The organism is Pandoraea bronchicola (assembly GCF_902459805.1).
In the GTDB taxonomy this organism is placed as follows: Bacteria; Pseudomonadota; Gammaproteobacteria; order Burkholderiales; family Burkholderiaceae; genus Pandoraea; species Pandoraea bronchicola.
Window position 1 is genome coordinate 552,806 of record NZ_CABPST010000001.1, and the last position, 18,328, is coordinate 571,133.

The 18,328-nt window shown below is 63.2% G+C and carries 16 protein-coding genes; 7 read left to right on the forward strand and 9 right to left on the reverse strand.

The window, feature by feature from the left end; genetic code table 11:
* The first annotated feature begins 163 nt into the window (after positions 1 to 163).
* Positions 164 to 1,321, forward strand: a complete 1,158-nt coding sequence (locus PBR20603_RS02515; RefSeq protein WP_150557955.1) for a porin — start codon at positions 164 to 166, stop codon at positions 1,319 to 1,321.
* 121 nt (positions 1,322 to 1,442) lie between these two features.
* Here PBR20603_RS02515 and PBR20603_RS02520 read toward each other — a convergent pair whose 3' ends face one another.
* Entirely contained in the window at positions 1,443 to 2,378 is a 936-nt protein-coding gene (locus tag PBR20603_RS02520; protein WP_150557956.1) for a LysR substrate-binding domain-containing protein, read from the reverse strand.
* A gap of 99 nt (positions 2,379 to 2,477) precedes the next feature.
* Here PBR20603_RS02520 and dsdA point away from each other — a divergent pair, with 99 nt between their 5' ends.
* From dsdA to PBR20603_RS02535, 3 genes are read left to right on the forward strand one after another with little or no spacing between them, the layout of a single operon-like run.
* The gene (gene dsdA / locus PBR20603_RS02525; protein WP_150557957.1) at positions 2,478 to 3,827 is read left to right on the forward strand and encodes a D-serine ammonia-lyase; all 1,350 of its coding nucleotides are present in this window, start codon (positions 2,478 to 2,480) and stop codon (positions 3,825 to 3,827) included.
* A 38-nt stretch (positions 3,828 to 3,865) separates the two neighbouring features.
* On the forward strand, positions 3,866 to 5,185 hold the full coding sequence (locus tag PBR20603_RS02530) for an MFS transporter (RefSeq protein ID WP_174977752.1): 1,320 nt from the start codon (positions 3,866 to 3,868) through the stop codon (positions 5,183 to 5,185).
* Between the two features lie 26 nt (positions 5,186 to 5,211).
* Positions 5,212 to 6,732: a M81 family metallopeptidase gene (locus tag PBR20603_RS02535; RefSeq protein WP_150557958.1), complete on the forward strand. Its 1,521-nt coding sequence runs from the start codon at positions 5,212 to 5,214 to the stop codon at positions 6,730 to 6,732.
* Between the two features lie 141 nt (positions 6,733 to 6,873).
* On the opposite strand, the gene glmS is transcribed toward PBR20603_RS02535, so the two are convergent.
* The 5 genes from glmS to PBR20603_RS02560 form a co-directional block, all read right to left on the reverse strand.
* The gene (gene glmS, locus PBR20603_RS02540; RefSeq protein WP_150557959.1) at positions 6,874 to 8,703 is read right to left on the reverse strand and encodes a glutamine--fructose-6-phosphate transaminase (isomerizing); all 1,830 of its coding nucleotides are present in this window, start codon (positions 8,701 to 8,703) and stop codon (positions 6,874 to 6,876) included.
* Positions 8,704 to 8,811: 108 nt separating this feature from the next.
* Positions 8,812 to 10,173 carry a bifunctional UDP-N-acetylglucosamine diphosphorylase/glucosamine-1-phosphate N-acetyltransferase GlmU gene (glmU, locus tag PBR20603_RS02545; protein WP_150557960.1) on the reverse strand — a complete coding sequence of 454 codons (1,362 nt, stop codon included), beginning with the start codon at positions 10,171 to 10,173 and terminating at the stop codon, positions 8,812 to 8,814.
* A 116-nt stretch (positions 10,174 to 10,289) separates the two neighbouring features.
* A complete protein-coding gene (ttcA, locus tag PBR20603_RS02550; RefSeq protein WP_150558301.1) occupies positions 10,290 to 11,234 on the reverse strand; it encodes a tRNA 2-thiocytidine(32) synthetase TtcA in 945 nt (314 codons plus the stop codon).
* A 13-nt stretch (positions 11,235 to 11,247) separates the two neighbouring features.
* Entirely contained in the window at positions 11,248 to 11,643 is a 396-nt protein-coding gene (locus tag PBR20603_RS02555; RefSeq protein ID WP_010805521.1) for a dihydroneopterin aldolase, read from the reverse strand.
* A 21-nt stretch (positions 11,644 to 11,664) separates the two neighbouring features.
* Complete coding sequence (locus tag PBR20603_RS02560; protein ID WP_246174335.1) at positions 11,665 to 12,507, reverse strand: SDR family oxidoreductase; 843 nt, start codon at positions 12,505 to 12,507, stop codon at positions 11,665 to 11,667.
* 257 nt (positions 12,508 to 12,764) lie between these two features.
* On the opposite strand from PBR20603_RS02560, the gene PBR20603_RS02565 reads away from it, so the two are divergent.
* The 3 genes from PBR20603_RS02565 to PBR20603_RS02575 all read left to right on the forward strand — a co-directional run bounded on the left by PBR20603_RS02565 (position 12,765) and on the right by PBR20603_RS02575 (position 15,358).
* Positions 12,765 to 13,979, forward strand: a complete 1,215-nt coding sequence (locus tag PBR20603_RS02565; RefSeq protein ID WP_150557961.1) for a class I SAM-dependent methyltransferase — start codon at positions 12,765 to 12,767, stop codon at positions 13,977 to 13,979.
* Positions 13,980 to 14,001: 22 nt separating this feature from the next.
* The gene (locus tag PBR20603_RS02570) at positions 14,002 to 14,202 is read left to right on the forward strand and encodes a DUF2905 domain-containing protein (RefSeq protein WP_370834466.1); all 201 of its coding nucleotides are present in this window, start codon (positions 14,002 to 14,004) and stop codon (positions 14,200 to 14,202) included.
* 253 nt (positions 14,203 to 14,455) lie between these two features.
* Complete coding sequence (locus tag PBR20603_RS02575) at positions 14,456 to 15,358, forward strand: glutamate/aspartate ABC transporter substrate-binding protein (RefSeq protein ID WP_150557962.1); 903 nt, start codon at positions 14,456 to 14,458, stop codon at positions 15,356 to 15,358.
* Positions 15,359 to 15,388: 30 nt separating this feature from the next.
* Here PBR20603_RS02575 and PBR20603_RS02580 read toward each other — a convergent pair whose 3' ends face one another.
* The 3 genes from PBR20603_RS02580 to PBR20603_RS02590 all read right to left on the reverse strand — a co-directional run bounded on the left by PBR20603_RS02580 (position 15,389) and on the right by PBR20603_RS02590 (position 18,292).
* The gene (locus PBR20603_RS02580) at positions 15,389 to 16,639 is read right to left on the reverse strand and encodes a multifunctional CCA addition/repair protein (RefSeq protein ID WP_150557963.1); all 1,251 of its coding nucleotides are present in this window, start codon (positions 16,637 to 16,639) and stop codon (positions 15,389 to 15,391) included.
* Positions 16,636 to 17,280, reverse strand: a complete 645-nt coding sequence (locus PBR20603_RS02585; RefSeq protein ID WP_150557964.1) for a glutathione S-transferase family protein — start codon at positions 17,278 to 17,280, stop codon at positions 16,636 to 16,638. The genes PBR20603_RS02580 and PBR20603_RS02585 overlap by 4 nt, the downstream gene beginning before the upstream one ends.
* A gap of 61 nt (positions 17,281 to 17,341) precedes the next feature.
* Positions 17,342 to 18,292 carry a complex I NDUFA9 subunit family protein gene (locus PBR20603_RS02590; protein WP_150557965.1) on the reverse strand — a complete coding sequence of 317 codons (951 nt, stop codon included), beginning with the start codon at positions 18,290 to 18,292 and terminating at the stop codon, positions 17,342 to 17,344.
* Between the last annotated feature and the right edge of the window lie 36 nt (positions 18,293 to 18,328).

Below are 18,328 nucleotides of genomic sequence, written 5' to 3' on the forward strand. Positions count from 1 at the left end.
ATTCCGATGCGTTGCATCGTCCCTACACCCGCACGCCAATTTCGTTAATACACCTATGTATTTGAAACTTCGTTCGATATAGTTCGGCCCGAACCCACGGGGCGCCACTCTACAGGCGGCGGGTTCGCATCAACTCATAAGTTATCGAAAGAGGAATAGACCGATGAAGAAGACGCAATTGGCTGCCGCACTGTGTGGCGCTATCGCCGCGGCTGCCGCAGGCACCGCGCAGGCGCAAAGCAACGTGACGCTGTACGGCATTCTCGATGGCGGTGTCGCATACGTGAGCAATGTCGGTGGCAGCAAGAACTTCACCACGGCTGACGGTCTGCAGTCGGGCAACCGTTGGGGCCTGAAGGGATCGGAAGATCTGGGCGGCGGTCTGTCGGCCGTCTTCACGCTGGAAAACGGCTTCAACCTCACGAACGGCGCACTCGGTCAGGGCAGCCGTGAATTCGGCCGTCAGGCATTCGTCGGTCTGTCGAGCAAGTCGCTCGGCAGCGTGACCATCGGCCGTCAATACGACTCCGTGGTCGACTTCGTGAGCGGCGTGACGGCAGCCAAGCTGTTCGCGACGAAGCTCGGCGCGCACGTGGGCGATGTGGACAACCTGTACAACTCGTTCCGCATCAACAACTCGGTCAAGTACACGAGCGCCAACTACGCGGGCTTCTCGTTCGGCGGCCTGTATGGCTTCTCGAATCAGGCGAACAATGGTGCCGGCGGCACGGGCTTCGCCAACAACCGCGCCTTCAGCGTGGGTGCCGGCTACGCCAACGGCCCGATCAAGTTCGGTATCGGCTACCTCGACGTCAGCTCGCCGAACAGCACCAACACCAGCGGCTCGGTGGCCGGCGACTACAGCGGCGACTTCTACTCGGCGAAGATTGGCGCGACGACCTACGGCGTCGACAAGCAACGCGTGTTCGCCACCGGCGGCAGCTACAACTTCGGCCCGGCAACGGTCGGCCTCGTGTACAGCAACACGCAGCTCAAGTACGTGAGCGGCACCGGCGCGCGCGTGTCGAACTATGAAATCAACGGCACGTATAACCTGTCGCCGACACTGCTGCTCGGCCTGTCGTACACGTATACCGACGCCAGCACACGCAGCACGACGCTCGCCGACCTGAAGCCGAAGTACCATCAGGTCAACGCCGCCGTCGACTACCTGCTCTCGCGTCGCACCGACGTGTATCTGGTCGGCGTCTATCAGAAGGCGGCTGGCGACGCCACGGCCGCTTCGATCAACGGGGCTGGCGGTGCGTCGAGCACCAAGGCCCAAACCGCTGTCGTGACGGGTCTGCGTCACAAGTTCTAAGCCTCAACGTCTTCGCGAGACGTGTAGTCCCTCGTTTGAGTGCTCCAGAGCGGTGAAAAGGCCGGACACCTAAACGGTGTCCGGCCCGATTCGATGAGACACGTTGCCGCGATGGCCGCGCTCAGTCTTCGAGCAAGCGACGCCGGTCGATGTCGAAGCGATGGCACTCCCGCTTGATCCACTCGGAGAAAATCGCCGTCCGGCGCTCATGAGGGTCGCGAGAGAGCAGCACGTATCTCGCAGGCGCCTTCACCGGCTTGCCCATGATCGCAACCAGACGGCCGCTCCGAATATCGTCGCAGACAAGCGCCGTGCGCCCCATGGCGATACCTTGGTGACTCAGCGCCGCCGCCAGCGCAAGGCTCGACAGATTGAATTGTGGCCCGTCGATATGACGCGGCTCATCAGGGCGATTCACCTGCATCCACGTTCGCCACTCGACGAATTCGGCCGCGCCGACCCACGGCGACGCGTCGTGCAGGAACACCACCCCCTCCAGTGAGGCGCCGTCCGCCAGCCCCGGATGCGCCGCCAGATACTCGGGCGTTGCGACGGCCACCAGATACTCGTCGAGCAACACGTCGGCCTGGACTTCCGAGTATGTCGTCGGGTCATAACGCACCGCGACGTCAATGTCTTCCACACGCATGGACTGCCGGTCCACACTTTGAAACTCGGCCCGCAGTCGCACGGAGACGTCAGGTTCCTGCCGGTGGAATTCCGTCAGGCGCGGCATCAGCCATTGCAGCGCAAAGGACGGCAGGCAACTCACCTGCAACGGGGTATTCGAAAGCCCGAGCCTCTGTAACGCCGCCTGAATGTCGCCCAATGCGCGTGTGGTGACCTCAAACAGCGCCTCCCCTTTGTCGGTGAGCTTCAGACTCCGCGCTTGCCGAACGAACAGCCGATACCCAAGCCGCTCCTCCAGATGGCGAATCTGTTGGCTCACGGCACTTTGCGTGAGGTTCAGCGACCGCGATGCCTGCGTAAAACTCAGCATTCGCGCCGCCGCTTCGAAACACCGCAGTGCGCCGAGCATCGATGAATCCAGTTGCATATGAATTAGTCCAGCTAATGCATTCATTAGAATCCAGCGCTATTTTTACCTGAGACCAGACGCTAGCATCGTGGCAAGTATCAGCAAATTACGAACGAAATGCCAACTATGTCTGCCCCTGCCCAGTTCGAAGCCATATTAGCCAGGCTTCAAGCAAAAACGCCCGCACTCTGGCTGAACGACCGGCTCGGACAGCCGCTGCCCGCCACCGCTCCTTCGACAGCGCTGATTCTGGACGCGGAAGCCCGCATGGCCCGCTGCGCGCCGCTTCTCGCCGAGCTTTTCCCCGAACTGAATGACACCGGCGGAAAGATCGAGTCGGCATTGATGCCTGCCACCCCGTTGAAGACCGCGATATCCCGCGACGGCGCCGCCGACGCCAGCGCCTGGTTCCTCAAGCGAGATGATGCCTTGCCCGTCGCCGGCTCGATCAAGGCCCGCGGCGGCTTTCACGAGGTGCTGGCCGTCGCCGAGCAAATTGCGCTGGCACGCGGGGTGATATCGCCGGACGACGACCGTCGCCAGCTCAACACGCCGCGAGCGCGAGCCGTCTTCGCGCAGTACACCGTCGCTGTCGGCAGCACGGGAAATCTCGGCCTGAGCATTGGTGTGATGGCTGCCGCGCTGGGGTTCGACACCGTGGTACACATGTCCGCCGAGGCGAAGACATGGAAGAAGGACCGTCTGCGCAAACGGGGCGTTCGCGTTGTTGAGCACGTCGGCGACTATGCCGAGGCCGTCGCCGCTGGCCGGGCACAGGCAGTGGCGCTGCCGCACAGTCACTTCGTCGACGACGAACGCTCGGACCTGCTGTTCTTCGGCTACGCCGCGAGCGCACGCCACCTCGCCGTGCAACTCAAAGAGGCGGGCCGCCCGGTCGATGCGCAGCACCCCCTGTTCGTCTACCTTCCCTGCGGCGTCGGCGGCGCCCCGGGCGGCATCACCTATGGGCTGAAAGCGCTGTTCGGCGAACACGTTCACTGCGTCTTCGCCGAGCCGGTCGCCTCGCCTTGCATGCTGGTGCAACTGGCGTCGCACAGCGACAGTCCCGTCACGGTCTACGACATCGGTCTCGACAACAAGACCGATGCCGATGGCCTGGCCGTGGGCGAAGCCTCTCATCTGGTGGCCCCGCTCATGGCATCGCAGCTCTCGGGCGTATTCACCGTCTCCGATGCCGAACTCTTCCTGCACCTTCGCTTGCTGAGGTCCAGTCTCGGTGTGCTGGTCGAACCGTCCGCAGCCGCAGGCATCGGTGGCCCTCGATGGATGTGCGATTCACCAGAGGGACAGGCCTACGTTCGACGGCACGCGCTCGACATGAATCACGCGACGCACGTGATCTGGTCCACTGGCGGCTCTCTGGTGCCGCCCGAAGAACTCAAAGCATTTCACGACCATGCTGATGAACTGGCGCAGCGCGGGGAATCCGCGTTGCAGACCAGTTGATTCCACGAACTTACCTACCCGCTGCGGGAGTCAGGCTCATGAAACAACAGGCAACGATTTCGCCGGACATCGGCGCAGGCATCGAGCGCACGACATTCGAAGATGCGACGTACCGCAAGGTCGCCATCCGATTCATCCCCTTCCTGATGCTCTGTTACGTGGTCGCGTATCTCGACCGCGTCAACATCGGTATCGCGAAGCTCAATATGCTTGCCGATCTGCAATTCAGTGAAGCGGCGTATGGATTGGGTGCCGGTCTGTTCTTCGTCGGCTACATGCTGTTCGAAGTCCCGAGCAATCTGATCATGCATCGTGTCGGCGCACGCCTGTGGATTGCACGCATCATGATCTCCTGGGGCCTGCTCTCCGGCATCATGGCTTTCGTCAGCGCGCCGTGGCAGTTCTATGTGGTGCGCTTTTTGCTGGGCGTTGCGGAAGCCGGGTTCTACCCGGGCGTCATTCTCTTTCTGACGTACTGGTTTCCCAATCGCCGCCGCGCGAAGATGACGGCCATCTTTCAGGCGGGCATTCCGGTGGCAGGGCTTCTCGGCGGCCCGCTCTCCGGCTGGATTCTCGATGCTTTCCATCAAGTCGGCGGCCATGCCGGGTGGCAGTGGGTCTTTGTGCTCGAAGCACTGCCCACGATCCCGCTGGCGATCGGTGTTCTGCTGATTCTGACGGACCGCGTCAAAGATGCCCAATGGCTCACGCAGGCACAGCGCGAGCTGATCGCGCACGACATTGCGCAAGACGATCAGGGACGCCCGCATATGCCCTTGTCGCATATCGTGCGCGACGCGCGCATTGGGAAGATCATCCTGATGACGTTTCCGGCGATGATGGCGCTTTACACGCTGGGCTTCTACCTGCCCACGCTCATCAAAGACGCCGGTGCGGTAGGCGGGCTTCAGGTCGGCTTGCTCAGTGCCATTCCTTACTGCGTTGCCGCCGTGGCGATGGTCGCCGTTGGCAGAAGCTCGGATCGCCGGCGTGAACGGCGCTGGCATCTGGCCGGCATCATGTTGCTCGGCTCGGCGGGCCTCGTCGCCAGCGTGTTCACGGGACAGCATCTGACGCTCGCGATTATTTCGCTTTCGGTGGCTGCCGCTGGCATCATCAGCTTCTCGCCCATCATGTGGACGTTGCCGACGGCTTTCCTGGGCGGCGCCACCGCAGCAGCGTCGATCGGCGCCATCAACAGCCTGGCCAATCTGGGGGGATTCGTGAGTCCCTACCTGATCGGCTGGATTCGCGACACCTATCACAGCACCGCCCCGGCGATCCTCATCATTGCAGGCTCGCTCGTCGTGAGCGCCCTGATCGCGCTGAGCTTCGACCCGAAGACGGTGAACCGATGAGCCGAGTCAGACTGACTCAGGAGACCATGACCTTGACCACCGAACGCGCTTCTGTCCGGTTCGCTGTTGCCGGCATCATCCACGAAACGAACACCTATGCGGCCGAATTCTCCGGTATGACGCCGTTGCGTGCGTTCGAGCAATACTGGCGCGAGGCGATCCCCGTCGCCTTCGACAAATCCAATCACCAGGTTGGCGGTTTCATCGAAGGCGCGCGCCACGCCGGCGTCACGCTCGAACACACGTTTGTGGGACAGGCCACACCGTCTGGCACGATCGAAGCGAGCGCCTACGCAGCGATGAAGCAGGAAATCCTCGAAGGCATTCGCGCGACGCTGCCGGTCGATGGCGTATTGCTCGCGCTGCACGGCGCGGGTGTTGCCGACGGCACGCAAGATATTGAAGGCGATCTCGCCACTGCCGTCAGAGCACTTGTCGGCCCCGGCGTTCCCATCGCGGCGGTCTACGACCTGCACGGCAACTTCACCGAGGAAATGCGCAGCGCCTGTGACATCACGCTGCCCTGCAAGCTGTACCCGCATACGGATTTTTTTGACCGTGGCGTGGAGGCGGTCGGGTTGCTGGTGCAGATCCTTGAGGGGCATCTGACGCCAGTCGTTGCGATGCGGCGCTTACCCATGCTGCCCTACATCGTCACCACGCAGGACGGCTTCACACCGGCGCTCGTCAACGACCTTTGCGCGCGGCTTGCAAAACGAGACGGCGTGGTGGATTGCTCCTGGTTTCATGGCTTCCCGTACGCGGATATTGCGGCACCTTGCCCGACGGTCGTGTGTACGACGAACGGGGACGCACCAACGGCTCAGGCGCTGGCGGATGAAGTCGCCGACTGGATCTGGCGCCATCGCGAAGCGTTTCGTCCGTCCTTCCCGTCGCCAGCCGAAGGCGTGGCCACGGCGCTCGCTGCCACGCACGGCCCCGTCGTTGTGAATGAGTATGCCGATAACCCGGGCGGCGGCACCCCCGGCGATGGCACGCATCTCTTGCGCGCCTTGCTGGCGGCGCGTCCTGCGCCGGGAACGGCATGCTTCGCCTCTATCAACGACGCCGCGGTTGTCGCGCAAGCACAAGCGGCCGGCGCCGGCGCAACGATTCACGTGTCGTTGGGTGGGAAGCTGGGGCGTTACCAAGGTCAGCCTATCGAGGCAGAGGCTTACGTGAAGTCGATTACCGACGGTAAGTTCGTGAACCGGCCCGGCGCGATGTTCGCCGGCGTGCGCTTCGACCTGGGCGCCATGTGCCGGCTCGTCATCGACGGTGTGGATGTCATCGTGGCTTCACGTGCCGAGCAGATCTATGACGTCGAACCGTTCGCGCTTCACGGTCTTGATGTCGGCGCACATCAGCTCATCGCATTGAAAGGGGCGAACCACTTCCGTGCCTATTACCAGCATCTCGCGACGCAGATCATCTCTGTGGATAGCGTGGGCTTGAGTACCGCAGACATCACGTCGTTCGCACGAGAGCATCTGCAAGGCCTGTACTGGCCGCTCTCGGACGAAGCGCAGTTCTTCCGGCAAAGCTGACTGGGACGAGGCGTCGATCCAACGCGAATGCACGACGTTTGGATGGACGGATTGCGCCTCATCCACCAACGAAAAAGGCCGGCTCGCTAGTCGCGAAGCCGGCCTTGTCTCACGGGAGCGCGATGAACGCTTCCTCTCGACTTACTCCACCGTCACCGACTTGGCGAGGTTGCGGGGCTTGTCGACATCGGTGCCCCGTGCGCAGGCGGTGTGATACGCGAGCAGTTGCAGCGGCACGACGTGCAGAATCGGCGAGAGCTGACCGTAGTACTCCGGCATACGGATCACGTGAATGCCGTCGGCGTTGGCGATCTGCGTGTCGCCGTCGGCAAACACGTACAGTTGGCCGCCGCGCGCACGCACTTCCTGCATGTTCGACTTCAGCTTCTCGACCAGCGCGTCACGCGGCGCGACCGTCACCACCGGCATCTCTTCCGTCACCAGCGCGAGCGGGCCGTGCTTGAGCTCGCCCGCCGGATAGGCCTCAGCGTGGATGTACGAGATTTCCTTGAGCTTGAGCGCACCTTCCAGGGCAATCGGATAATGCAGGCCGCGTCCGAGGAACAGCGCATTCTCGCGACGCGCGAACACTTCTGCCCAAGCAATGATCTGCGGCTCCAACGCCAGCACGCTATGAAGGGCCGCCGGGAGGTGGCGCAACTGCGTCAGGTAGTCGGCTTCCTGCGCCGCGCTCAATCGGCCCCGCAGCTTCGCGAGCGTCAGTGTCAGCAGGAACAGCGCGGTCAGTTGCGTCGTGAATGCCTTGGTCGACGCCACGCCGATTTCCGTGCCGGCACGCGTCAGATAGTGCAGTGTCGTCTGGCGCACCATCGCACTGGTCGCCACGTTGCAGATCGCGAGCGTGTTCGTCATGCCCAGCGATTGGGCATGCTGCAGCGCCGCCATCGTGTCGGCCGTCTCGCCCGACTGCGAAATCGTCACCACCAGCGTTTTCGGATTCGGCACGCTGTCGCGATAGCGGTACTCGCTCGCCACTTCCACTTGCGTGGGGATCTGCGCCAGCGATTCAAGCCAGTACTTGGCCGTCAGGCCCGAGTAGTAACTCGTGCCGCACGCCAGAATCAGAATCGAGTCGATGTTGCTCAACACCGCTTCCGCCTTCTCGCCGAAGAGCGTCGGCGAAATGCCTTCCACCCCCTCCATCGTGTCGCCGATAGCGCGCGGCTGCTCGAAGATTTCCTTCTGCATGTAGTGACGATACGGCCCCAACTCCACCGCGCCCGAGTACGCCTGCACCGTACGAACTTCGCGCTCGACGGCCACATGGTTGCGATCCACGATCGTCACGCCCTCGAGCGCGAGTTCGACGATATCGCCCTCTTCCAGATAGATGAACTGGTCGGTCGTGCCCGCGAGCGCCAGCGCGTCCGAGGCGAGGAAGTTCTCGCCCTCACCGACGCCCACGACCAGCGGCGAGCCCGCACGAGCGCCGACCACCCGGTGCGGCTCTTCCTTGCGAAAAACGGCAATGGCATACGCGCCGTGCAGGCGGCGCGTCGCCAGACGCACCGCGTGGAACAGATCACCGGCCGCACCGTTCGACAGAATGTGGTGAATCAGGTGCGCGATGACTTCGGTGTCGGTCTGCGATACGAACTCGTAGCCCAAACCCCGCAGCTCCTCACGCAGGCTCTCGTGGTTCTCGATGATGCCGTTGTGGACCAGCGCCACATCGTCACGCGAGAAGATCGGATGCGCATTGTTCGTGACCGGCGCGCCGTGCGTCGCCCAACGGGTGTGAGCAATGCCCGTCTCGCCGCTCAGTTGCGTTTGCGCAAGCTGCTCGTCGAGATCGGCCACGCGCGACACGCTGCGAGCGCGCTGCGGCACGCCGTCCTTCAACACCGCCACGCCGCACGAGTCGTAGCCGCGATACTCCAGACGGCGCAGACCTTCCACCAACACCGGTACTACATTACGTCGCGCTACCGCGCCGACAATGCCGCACATATTCGCTTCCTTTTTGCCAGATACCCTGGCTCGTTCAATCGCGTTCGATTCGTCTTGATTCGCCAGCGCACGCACCTGTCGCGTAAGCCAGCCCATAAACCGCGCATTTTACCGCTTCTGCTTACTCGGACGGACGTATCCCAGCTTCGCTTCCTGCGTCTTCCCGTTAAGCACCAGCGCGTCTTCCGGCGTGTCTTTCCACACCGTAGTACCGGCGGCAATCGTCGTGCCGCGACGCACCGTCACTGGCGCCACGAGCTGGGTGTCCGAACCGATGAAGACGTCGTCCTCGATCACCGTACGATGTTTGTTCGCGCCGTCGTAGTTGCACGTAATGGTGCCCGCGCCGATATTCACTCGCGCGCCCACAGTCGAGTCGCCCACATAGGCCAGATGGTTCGCCTTCGAACCCTTCGCGAGCGATGCATTCTTCACTTCCACGAAGTTACCGATATGCACCTCGTCGGCCAGATCGGCCCCCGGGCGCAGGCGGGCATACGGCCCGACATGTGCATCGGCGCCGACCACGGCACCATCCAGATGACTGAACGCCTCGATGCGCGTGCCCGCGCCGATGGTGCTGTTACGAATCACACAGTTCGCACCGATGGTCGCGCCATCGCCAATCGTCACCTTGCCTTCGAATATGCAATTCACATCGATGGAGACGTCGGTGCCGCACACGATCTCGCCACGCAGGTCGAAGCGCGCCGGATCGATAAGGGTGACGCCCGCCGCGAGCAACGCGCGCGCCGCGTTGCGCTGATAGTCGCGTTCCAGCTCGGCAAGTTGCACCTTGTCGTTCACACCGTTAGGCTCCCACGCGAATGCCGGCTGCGTGGTGACGACCGGCACGCCATCCGCGACCGCACAGGCGATCACGTCCGTGAGGTAGTACTCGCCTTGCGCATTCTGATTCTTCAAGCCACTCAGCCAGCCCTTCAAGGCGCGCGTAGGCGCCACGACGATGCCAGTGTTGATCTCGCGAATGGCCAATTCGGCTTCGTTGGCGTCCTTCTGTTCGACGATGCGCAACACGTTACCGGCGGCGTCGCGCACGATCCGGCCATAGCCGGTCGGGTTTTCCAGATCGACGGTGAGCACGCCGAGCTTGTCGTTCCCTGCCGCGTCGAGCAGTGTCTGCAACGTTTCAGGGCGCGTGAGCGGCACGTCGCCGTAGAGCACCAGCGTCGGCACCGACTCATCGAGCAGCGCCGCCGCCTGCTGCACCGCGTGCCCGGTGCCCAACTGCTGCGCCTGCTCCGCGAAGCGCACGCCGTCGCCGGCCACCGCTTCGCGCACGGCGTCACCCCCGTGCCCGATCACCACGATGAGCTGGCCCGGCGTAAGCTTGCGAGCGGTCGCAATCACATGCGACAGAAGCGGCCGGCCAGCCAGCGGCTGAAGCACCTTGGGCAGCTTCGAGCGCATGCGCTTACCCATGCCAGCAGCGAGAATCACAATATTCATGGCGTCGTGACGAATTGAAAGTCGGAGTGTCGGTATCTTGCGGCCCGCCGGTCAGGTGGGCAGGGCCGCGTCATGGATCGGGCTAGCGAGCGAGAGTGAGTGAGCGCGATCAGCGATCAGTCGTCGAATTGCGTGATGCGAATGATGCCCGCGTCGTTCTCGTCGCCGCAAGGCGCCTCGTCGAACGCGATATCGCCGAGCGGATCGGGCTGCCCCGTCGCGCGCAGATTCTTGAAGTCGTGAAGATTCGTGTCCATCAGATGCGACGGAATCACATTCGACAATGCGCTGAAAATCGACTTGATGCGCCCCGGATGCTGCTTCTCCCACTGGCGGATCAGCGCCTTCATCTCGGCACGCTTCAGGTTCGGCTGGCTGCCGCACAGCGTGCACGGAATGATCGGGAATTGCTTGTACTCGGCGTAACGCTCCAGATCCGATTCGCGCACATAGGCGAGCGGGCGGATCACCACGTTCTTGCCATCGTCCGACTGCAGCTTCGGCGGCATGCCCTTGAGCTTGCCACCGTAGAAAAGGTTCAGGAAAACCGTCTCGATAATGTCGTCGCGGTGGTGACCCAGCGCGACCTTGGTCGCACCGAGTTCGCCGGCCACGCGATAGAGAATGCCGCGACGCAGACGCGAGCACAGCGAGCAAGTCGTCTTGCCCTCGGGCACCACGCGCTTGACGATGGAATACGTATCCTGATTCTCGATATGGAAATCCACACCGATGGAACGGAAGTAATCGGGCAGCACATGCTCCGGGAAACCGGGCTGCTTCTGATCGAGATTGACGGCGACAATCGAGAAGTCGATCGGCGCGCGTTCGCGCAGCTTGAGCAGGATGTCGAGCATGGCGTAGCTGTCCTTGCCGCCGGACATGCACACCATCACACGATCGCCTTGCTCGATCATGTTGTAGTCGCCGATGGCCTGCCCCGTCAGTCGGAACAACCGCTTCTCGAGCTTGTTGTTCTCGAACGCGAGCTTCTGCGCTTTCTTCACGCTATCGGCGGCAACGTTTCCGGTCGCGGCCAATGGCACGCCGGTCTCGGGCATGACGGCACTCATGTCAGGCATCCTTCATCTTGAACACTTCGATGCCGACCGAGTGGCAATCGGGGTAGACGTCGGGCTTCTCGGTCGACACGCCCACGGCACGCACGCGCGGATGCGCCAGCAGCGCACTCGCGACGTCGTCGCACAGGGTTTCCTGCAAATGGATGTGGCCCTGCCCCACCCGCTTGGCAATGGTCTCGCGCATGAAGTCGTAGTCGACGACTTCGTCGAGCTTGTCGGCCACGGGGGTGCTCTCGGCGAGCGGCACGAACAGTTGCACGTTGATCAGCACGCGCTGTTCGCCACGCTTCTCGTAATCGTGCACGCCAATGTTGATGAAGACTTCATAGTCGCGCAGGAACATGCGACGGCAGTCCATCAGGCGGGGGTGAGAAAGAGCGCTATGCATTTTGAAAACTCGTAATGACAATCAACGAGACCGGTCGGCATCGGCCGGCTCGGTCAGAAATTTCACGTCGCGCGACGAACTCGCGAGATGTTGCCCGCCGTCGACATACAGCACCGTGCCGGTCACCGCAGGCGCTTCGGCCAGATACGCCACAGCCTGCGCAATATCCTCCGGCGTCGACGAAGCGCCCAGCGGCGTCGACGCGTGGGCCGCCGCGAAGCCTGCCGGCGTCTGATCGACCGACAGCAGTGTGACGCCCGGCGCCACACCGACCACGCGCAGACGCGGGGCGAAAGCCTGGGCAAGCAATGTCGTCGCCACTTCCAGCGCCGCCTTCGACAGCGTGTACGACAGGTAGTCCGGATTCGGATTCGCCAGCTTCTGGTCGAGCAAATTGACGACAACGCCGCGCCGGGTCTCGCCCAGTGCGGCGTGCATCTCGCGCGCGAGCACGAGCGGTGCGCCCGCGTTCACGCGCATATGGCGCTCCAGCGCCTTGTAGCCGAAATCGCCGGCGCTATCGTACTCGAAGCGCGACGCATTGTTGACGAGGCAAGCGGGCACGCCGAGTGCTTCGGTGCAGCGGGCGATGAGCCCGGCGGTGGCCGCTTCATCGGCAAGCGATGCCTGCAATGCCACTGCCTTGCGTCCCATCGCCTCGATGGCCGCGACGGTCTCGAGCGCCTCGTCGTGCGAGCGCTCGTAGTGAACGGCAACGTCCCAGCCCATGGCAGCGAGCCGCAACGCGATCGCGCGCCCGATCCGGCGCGCGCCTCCCGTCACGAGCGCCACGCGCGGCACGGCGGGCGTGCGGGCGAGATCACCTGCGGCAGGCGTGGGGCGTGGCGTCGATGCAACGGTCATGCGGCGAATTCCGGTCAGAGGGCTGGCAGATAGACGAACTTCGGACGGCGGCAGGCTTCGCCGGACACTGGGCATCGTAGCTCCCGGCAGCCTCTCACGTCGCCCGGACAAAGGGCACATAGCGCAAGAACTGGCAAAAACCACGCAAAAACGGCTAAAAACCGACGAAAATCGGCGGAATCTGCGCCGATATCGCCTACAGACGCGCTTTAACATCTCCAGCAGCCAGTCTGCACCGTCTCCGTTACAATGCCCGCATGAATCAGGCCGCACCGAAACCGCATAGTTTACCCGTTCCGGAGCCGGACGCGCTCGAACACTCGCGCCGTCTCTCGGCACATCTTGCCGATGCCATCGACGCGGCCGGCGGCTGGCTGCCGTTCGATCGCTTCATGGAACTGGCCCTGTACGCGCCCGGCCTCGGCTACTACGCCGCGGGCGCCGCCAAGTTCGGGCGCCTCGCCGCCGATGGCAGCGACTTCGTCACCGCCCCGGAACTCACGCCGCTCTTCGCACGCACGTTGGCCCGCCAACTCGGCGAGATCTTCGAACAGACAGGCGACGCGCAGGTGCTGGAATTCGGTGCCGGGTCCGGGCGTCTGGCGGCCGACCTGCTGCTCGCCCTCGAGACCGAAGGCACGCCCTGCGAGACGTACTCGATCATGGAACTCTCCGGCGAGCTGCGCGCGCGCCAGCGCGAGACCATCGCCAATGCCGCCCCGCATCTGCTCGAGCGTGTCACATGGCTCGACCAGTTGCCCGACGCCTTTCACGGCGTGATGCTCGGCAACGAAGTCCTCGACGCAATGCCGGTCCATCTGTGGGCGCGCCGTCCGGATGACAACGGACAGCCCGTCTGGTTCGAGCGCGGCGTGACGCGCACGCAAGATGGCTTCACGTGGGAAGAGCGCCTGTACACCGGCCCGCTGCCCGAAGCGCTCGACGCGCTGGCCAGCCTGCCGCCGACGCAGGAATATCTGACGGAGACGCACGAACCCGCATCGGCCTTCGTGCGAAGCGTGGCACCCTTGCTCGCGCGCGGCGTGTTGCTGCTCATCGACTATGGATTCCCGGCGCGTGAGTACTATCATCCGCAGCGCACCCAGGGCACCTTGATGTGTCACTACCGCCATCACGCGCACGACGACCCTTTCTACTATCCGGGCTTGCAGGACATCACCGCGCACGTCGAGTTTTCCGGGATTGCCGACGCGGGTGTCGACGCCGGGCTCGATCTGCTGGGCTTTACGTCGCAGGCACGATTCCTGATGAACGCGGGCATCGTCGACCTGATGAGCGCGCTCGACCCGACCGATCCGAAGGCGTTCCTGCCGGCGGCTGCCGCCGCGCAAAAGCTCCTCTCCGAGGCCGAGATGGGCGAACTCTTCAAGGTCATCGCCTTCGGACGCGGCATGGACGAGTGGGCGGGCCTGATCGGCTTCTCCACAGGCGACCGCAGCCACGCGCTCTAACGCCACCCCTTTCTCCGAGGCCATGCCGATGTTTCGCTGGATGTTCACGATCTTCATTGCGATCTGCATCCTCTCGGCAGCCTCGCCGTGGCTCACCAAACTCGGCATCGGCCGCTTGCCCGGAGACCTGCGCCTGCGCTGGCGTGGTCGCGAGATGGTCTTTCCGTTCGCCTCGACCGTCGTGCTCTCCCTCGTCTTCAATCTGCTGATTCGATTGCTGTAATTTCCGGCGAGCGACGCAACACCTGTTGCAACGTCCGCCGGCGCCGCCGCGTCGCTGACCATTCCCCCGCTTTCTCACCTGTGCGCCGCTTTCCGTAAGGCCGGCGGGCCGCGGCGTGCCGCAACGCTACCCCTGCGCACCAAACCCTGCCGCCGCTAGGGTTAACAACCATTTGATCATTTGTTGCAAAAAAATTACCATGAAACAAATGATTCAAGTCTGAGTCAGGGTGAGACCATTTCAGGAGCAGGACATGATCAAGATGCGATTGACCGGGGTGATGCTGGGCGTAGCGATGTGTGTCGCGGCAGGGGCCGCACTGGCCCAGCCCGCATCGGAGACGCTGCAGAAGATCGAGAGCAGCGGCGTGATCTCCATCGGGCATCGTGAGTCGTCGATTCCGTTCTCGTATTACGACAACAACCACAACGTCATCGGCTACTCGCAGGATCTGTGCAACAAGATCGTCGACGTGGTGAAGACGCGTCTGAAGAAGCCTGATCTGCAAGTGCGCTTCATCCCGGTGACTTCGCAGAACCGCATTGCGCTTGTGCAGAACGGCACGGTCGATATCGAGTGCGGTGTGACGACGAACCTGAAAGCACGTCAGGCGCAGGTCAACTTCTCGAATACGTTTTTCGTCGCGGGCACGCGTCTGCTCGTGAACAAGAACTCGGGCATCAAGGACTTCCCGGATCTGGCGGGCAAGCCTGTCGTGACCAATGCGGGCACGACGTCGGAGCGCATCCTCAACAAGATGAACAACGACAAGAAGATGAACATGAGCGTCATCTCCGGCAAGGACTACGGTGAATCGTTCACCATGCTCCAGGGCGGCCGTGTTCAGGCGTTCATGATGGACGACGTGTTGCTGGCGGGAGCGCGCACGATGGGCCGCAATCCAGACGACTGGGTCGTGACGGGCACGCCGCAGTCGTTCGAGGCTTACGGCTTCATGATGAAACACGGCGACACGGAGTTCAAGAAACTCGTCGACGACACGCTCGCGGGCGTCATGAAGAGCGGCGAAATCAACACGATGTACAAGAAGTGGTTCGAATCGCCGGTGCCGCCGAAGAACACCAGCTTCAACTTCCCGATGAGCGAACAGCTCAAGCAGCTCTACGCGAATCCGAACGACAAAGCGTTCGAGTAAGCCTTGCGCGGGCGGGCGACGCTAAGGCTGCTACGCCGATGCGACGCCCAGTCCCGCCGCTTCAACGGCCTCGATTCTTGCGGCCTGCACAGCATCGCGAATCTTCGCAGGATTGTCGGCGTACTGACGAGCGACAGCGCCTGCATCGATACTGCGCGCCGCAGTGAGCGCAGCCATCAACCTCTCCCGCTGCGGATAAGGCGCGGTTGCGAAATCGCCGCCGCGTCCGCGCGCATCGGCCTCGCAAGCCTGCAGCACTTCAACGAACCGGTCGGGCTTGCGCAAGGCATCGCACCGTTCCAGCAAACGCACCAGCGCCGCCGCCCCGAACTTCTGGCTGCCGTGGATGTTTCCGTGCTCGCGCGCAACCACCTGCGCCAGCTCGCGGCATTCGACCGGCACACGCAAACGCGCACACAACGGCCCGAGCAATCCGACACTACGCCCCTCATGCCCGAGGTGACGCGGCAACACGTCCTCTGGCGTCGTGCCTTTGCCGAGATCGTGCGTGAGCGCGGCAAAGCGCACCGGCAACGAATAGCCCTGCCGCGCGGCGTAGTCGATCACCATCATCACATGCACGCCGGTGTCGACTTCGGGATGAAAATCGGCGCGCTGCGGCACGCCCCACAACTGGGCCAGCTCGGGAAGAATGCGCTCGAGCGCGCCCGCCGCACGCAACACGTCGAACATGCGCGACGGCTGGCGCTCCATCAGCCCGCGTGAAATTTCCTGCCAGACACGCTCGGCAACCAGCGCGTCGACTTCGCCGTTGGCCGTCATCTCGCGCATGAGGGCAAGCGTTTCGTCAGCGACGCCGAAGTCCGTGAAGCGCGCGGCAAACCGGGCGCAACGCAGAATCCGCACCGGATCTTCCGCGAAAGCTGCGCCAACGTGCCGGAACACCCTCGCTTCGAGATCGCGCTTGCCGCCGTAGGGATCGACCAGTTCGTCCGACAGACTGTCGTCGGGCATGACTTCGCGCGCCATCGCGTTGATGGTGAAGTCGCGCCGCACGAGATCTTCTTCCAGCGTGACTTCCGGGGCGAAATAGAAAGAAAAGCCGTGATAGCCGCGAGCCGTCTTGCGCTCCGTGCGTGCGAGCGCGTATTCGGCACGGGTTTGGGGATGGAGAAACACCGGAAAGTCGCGCCCGACCGGTTTGAAGCCCCGCCGCACCATTTCCTCGGGGGTCGCGCCGACCACCACGTAGTCGCGATCCTTGACGGGCAGTCCCAGCATGGCGTCGCGAATCGCGCCGCCGACAGCGTAAATCTTCATGGACGCACGTCGTAATAAGCAATGCTCACCGTCTCGGCACGCCCCGCAGCCACCCATGCCTGCACGGCAGCCACCTCGCGGATGCGGTCGGCATACGCCTGTGCGTGCGCCGACAACGACGGCTCGAAGGTCGCAAAGCGCATCACCACCGGCGCATAGAACGCGTCGGCAATGGTGAAGTCGCCGAACAGGAACGGGCCTTCGTAACGCGCGAGGCAATCTTCCCAGATGGCTTCGACACGACGGATGTCGGCCAGCGCCTCGGGCGTCGCGCCCGCGCCCGGCCAATGCGCACCGAGGTTCATCCACATGTTTGTGCGCAACGCGGTAAAACCGCTGTGCATCTCGGCACAGATACTACGCGCATGAGCCCGCGCCTCGCGCGACTTCGGCCACAGCGGCAGATGCGGATAGCTCTCGGCCAGGTATTCGCAGATGGCCAGCGAGTCCCAGACGGTAATACCGTTGTCGATCAGGCACGGCACTTTGCCCGTGGGGGAATAGCGCAGGATCTGCTCGCGAGTGTCGGGCTGCGCGAGCCAGACGTTCTGCGCTTCGAACGCGATGCCGAAGTGCTTGAGCACAACCCATGGACGCATCGACCATGACGAGTATTTTTTGTTGGCGATGATCAGTTGCATGAGGACATTCCTTGCGTGCGTCGCGGGGGTTGCCGCGCGCCTGATGGGGAAGAGTGAAACGTCAGCGCCCCGCGGTGCGCCGGTAATCCGCCAGACGCCGCTCCCAGTTGTCGCCACCGAGATAATCGACGGCGATTTCGAGCCCGTTCAGCGTGAGTCCGAGTTCGGGGGCCGGCGGGCCGCTCATGACATTGTCGACCCGCATCGAGTCGAGATTGTCACGCGTGATGATCGGCTCGCCTGGCAACCTCTCGAAGATCGCTGCCTGCAAACGCGCAGTGCTGTCCGGCAACGGCAGAATCGGTCGCTCACAACCGCACGCCGCACCGGCAAAGCGCACCAGCGCTTCGAGCGTGTAGACGTCTGGGCCGCCTAGTTCGTAGGTCTTGCCAACGGTAGCGTCGTTATCAAGTGCGCCCGCGAAGGCTTGCGCAACGTCCGTCACATAAATCGGCTGAAAGCGGGCCTTGGCGCACGCAAGCGGCACCACCGGCAAACGCCGTTGCAGCTTTGCGAACGTATTCAGGAAGTTGTCGCCCGGACCGAACACCACCGACGGACGGAAAATCGTGACAGGGATGCCCGTCGCGCGAATCGCCACCTCGCCATCGCCCTTGGAGCGTTGATACATGCTCGGGCCGTTGGAATCGGCGCCGAGTGCGCTCATATGGATGAGGCGGTCGATGCCACGGTCGCTGCATGCCTGCGCGATCTTGCGCGGCAGCTCCACGTGAGCACGGGCGAACGCGCGGCCATAGGGCGTGCCCCGGTCGCTGTGCAGAATACCCACGAGATTGATGACGGCATCACAACCCGCGATGACGCGCTCCAGCGCGCGCGGGTCGTGCACGTCGCACTCGACGAGTTCCACACCAGGCAACACGCCAAGCGCCTTGGCCGCCTCGACGCGTCGCGTCGGCAAACGCACGGCGTGTCCCAGGGTCACCAGCCGGGCTACCAGATGGCTGCCGATAAAGCCGGTGCCACCGACGACACAAACGTTATAGCGCATGCGTCACCTCCGCGTCATGACTGTGGGACTGCGGCC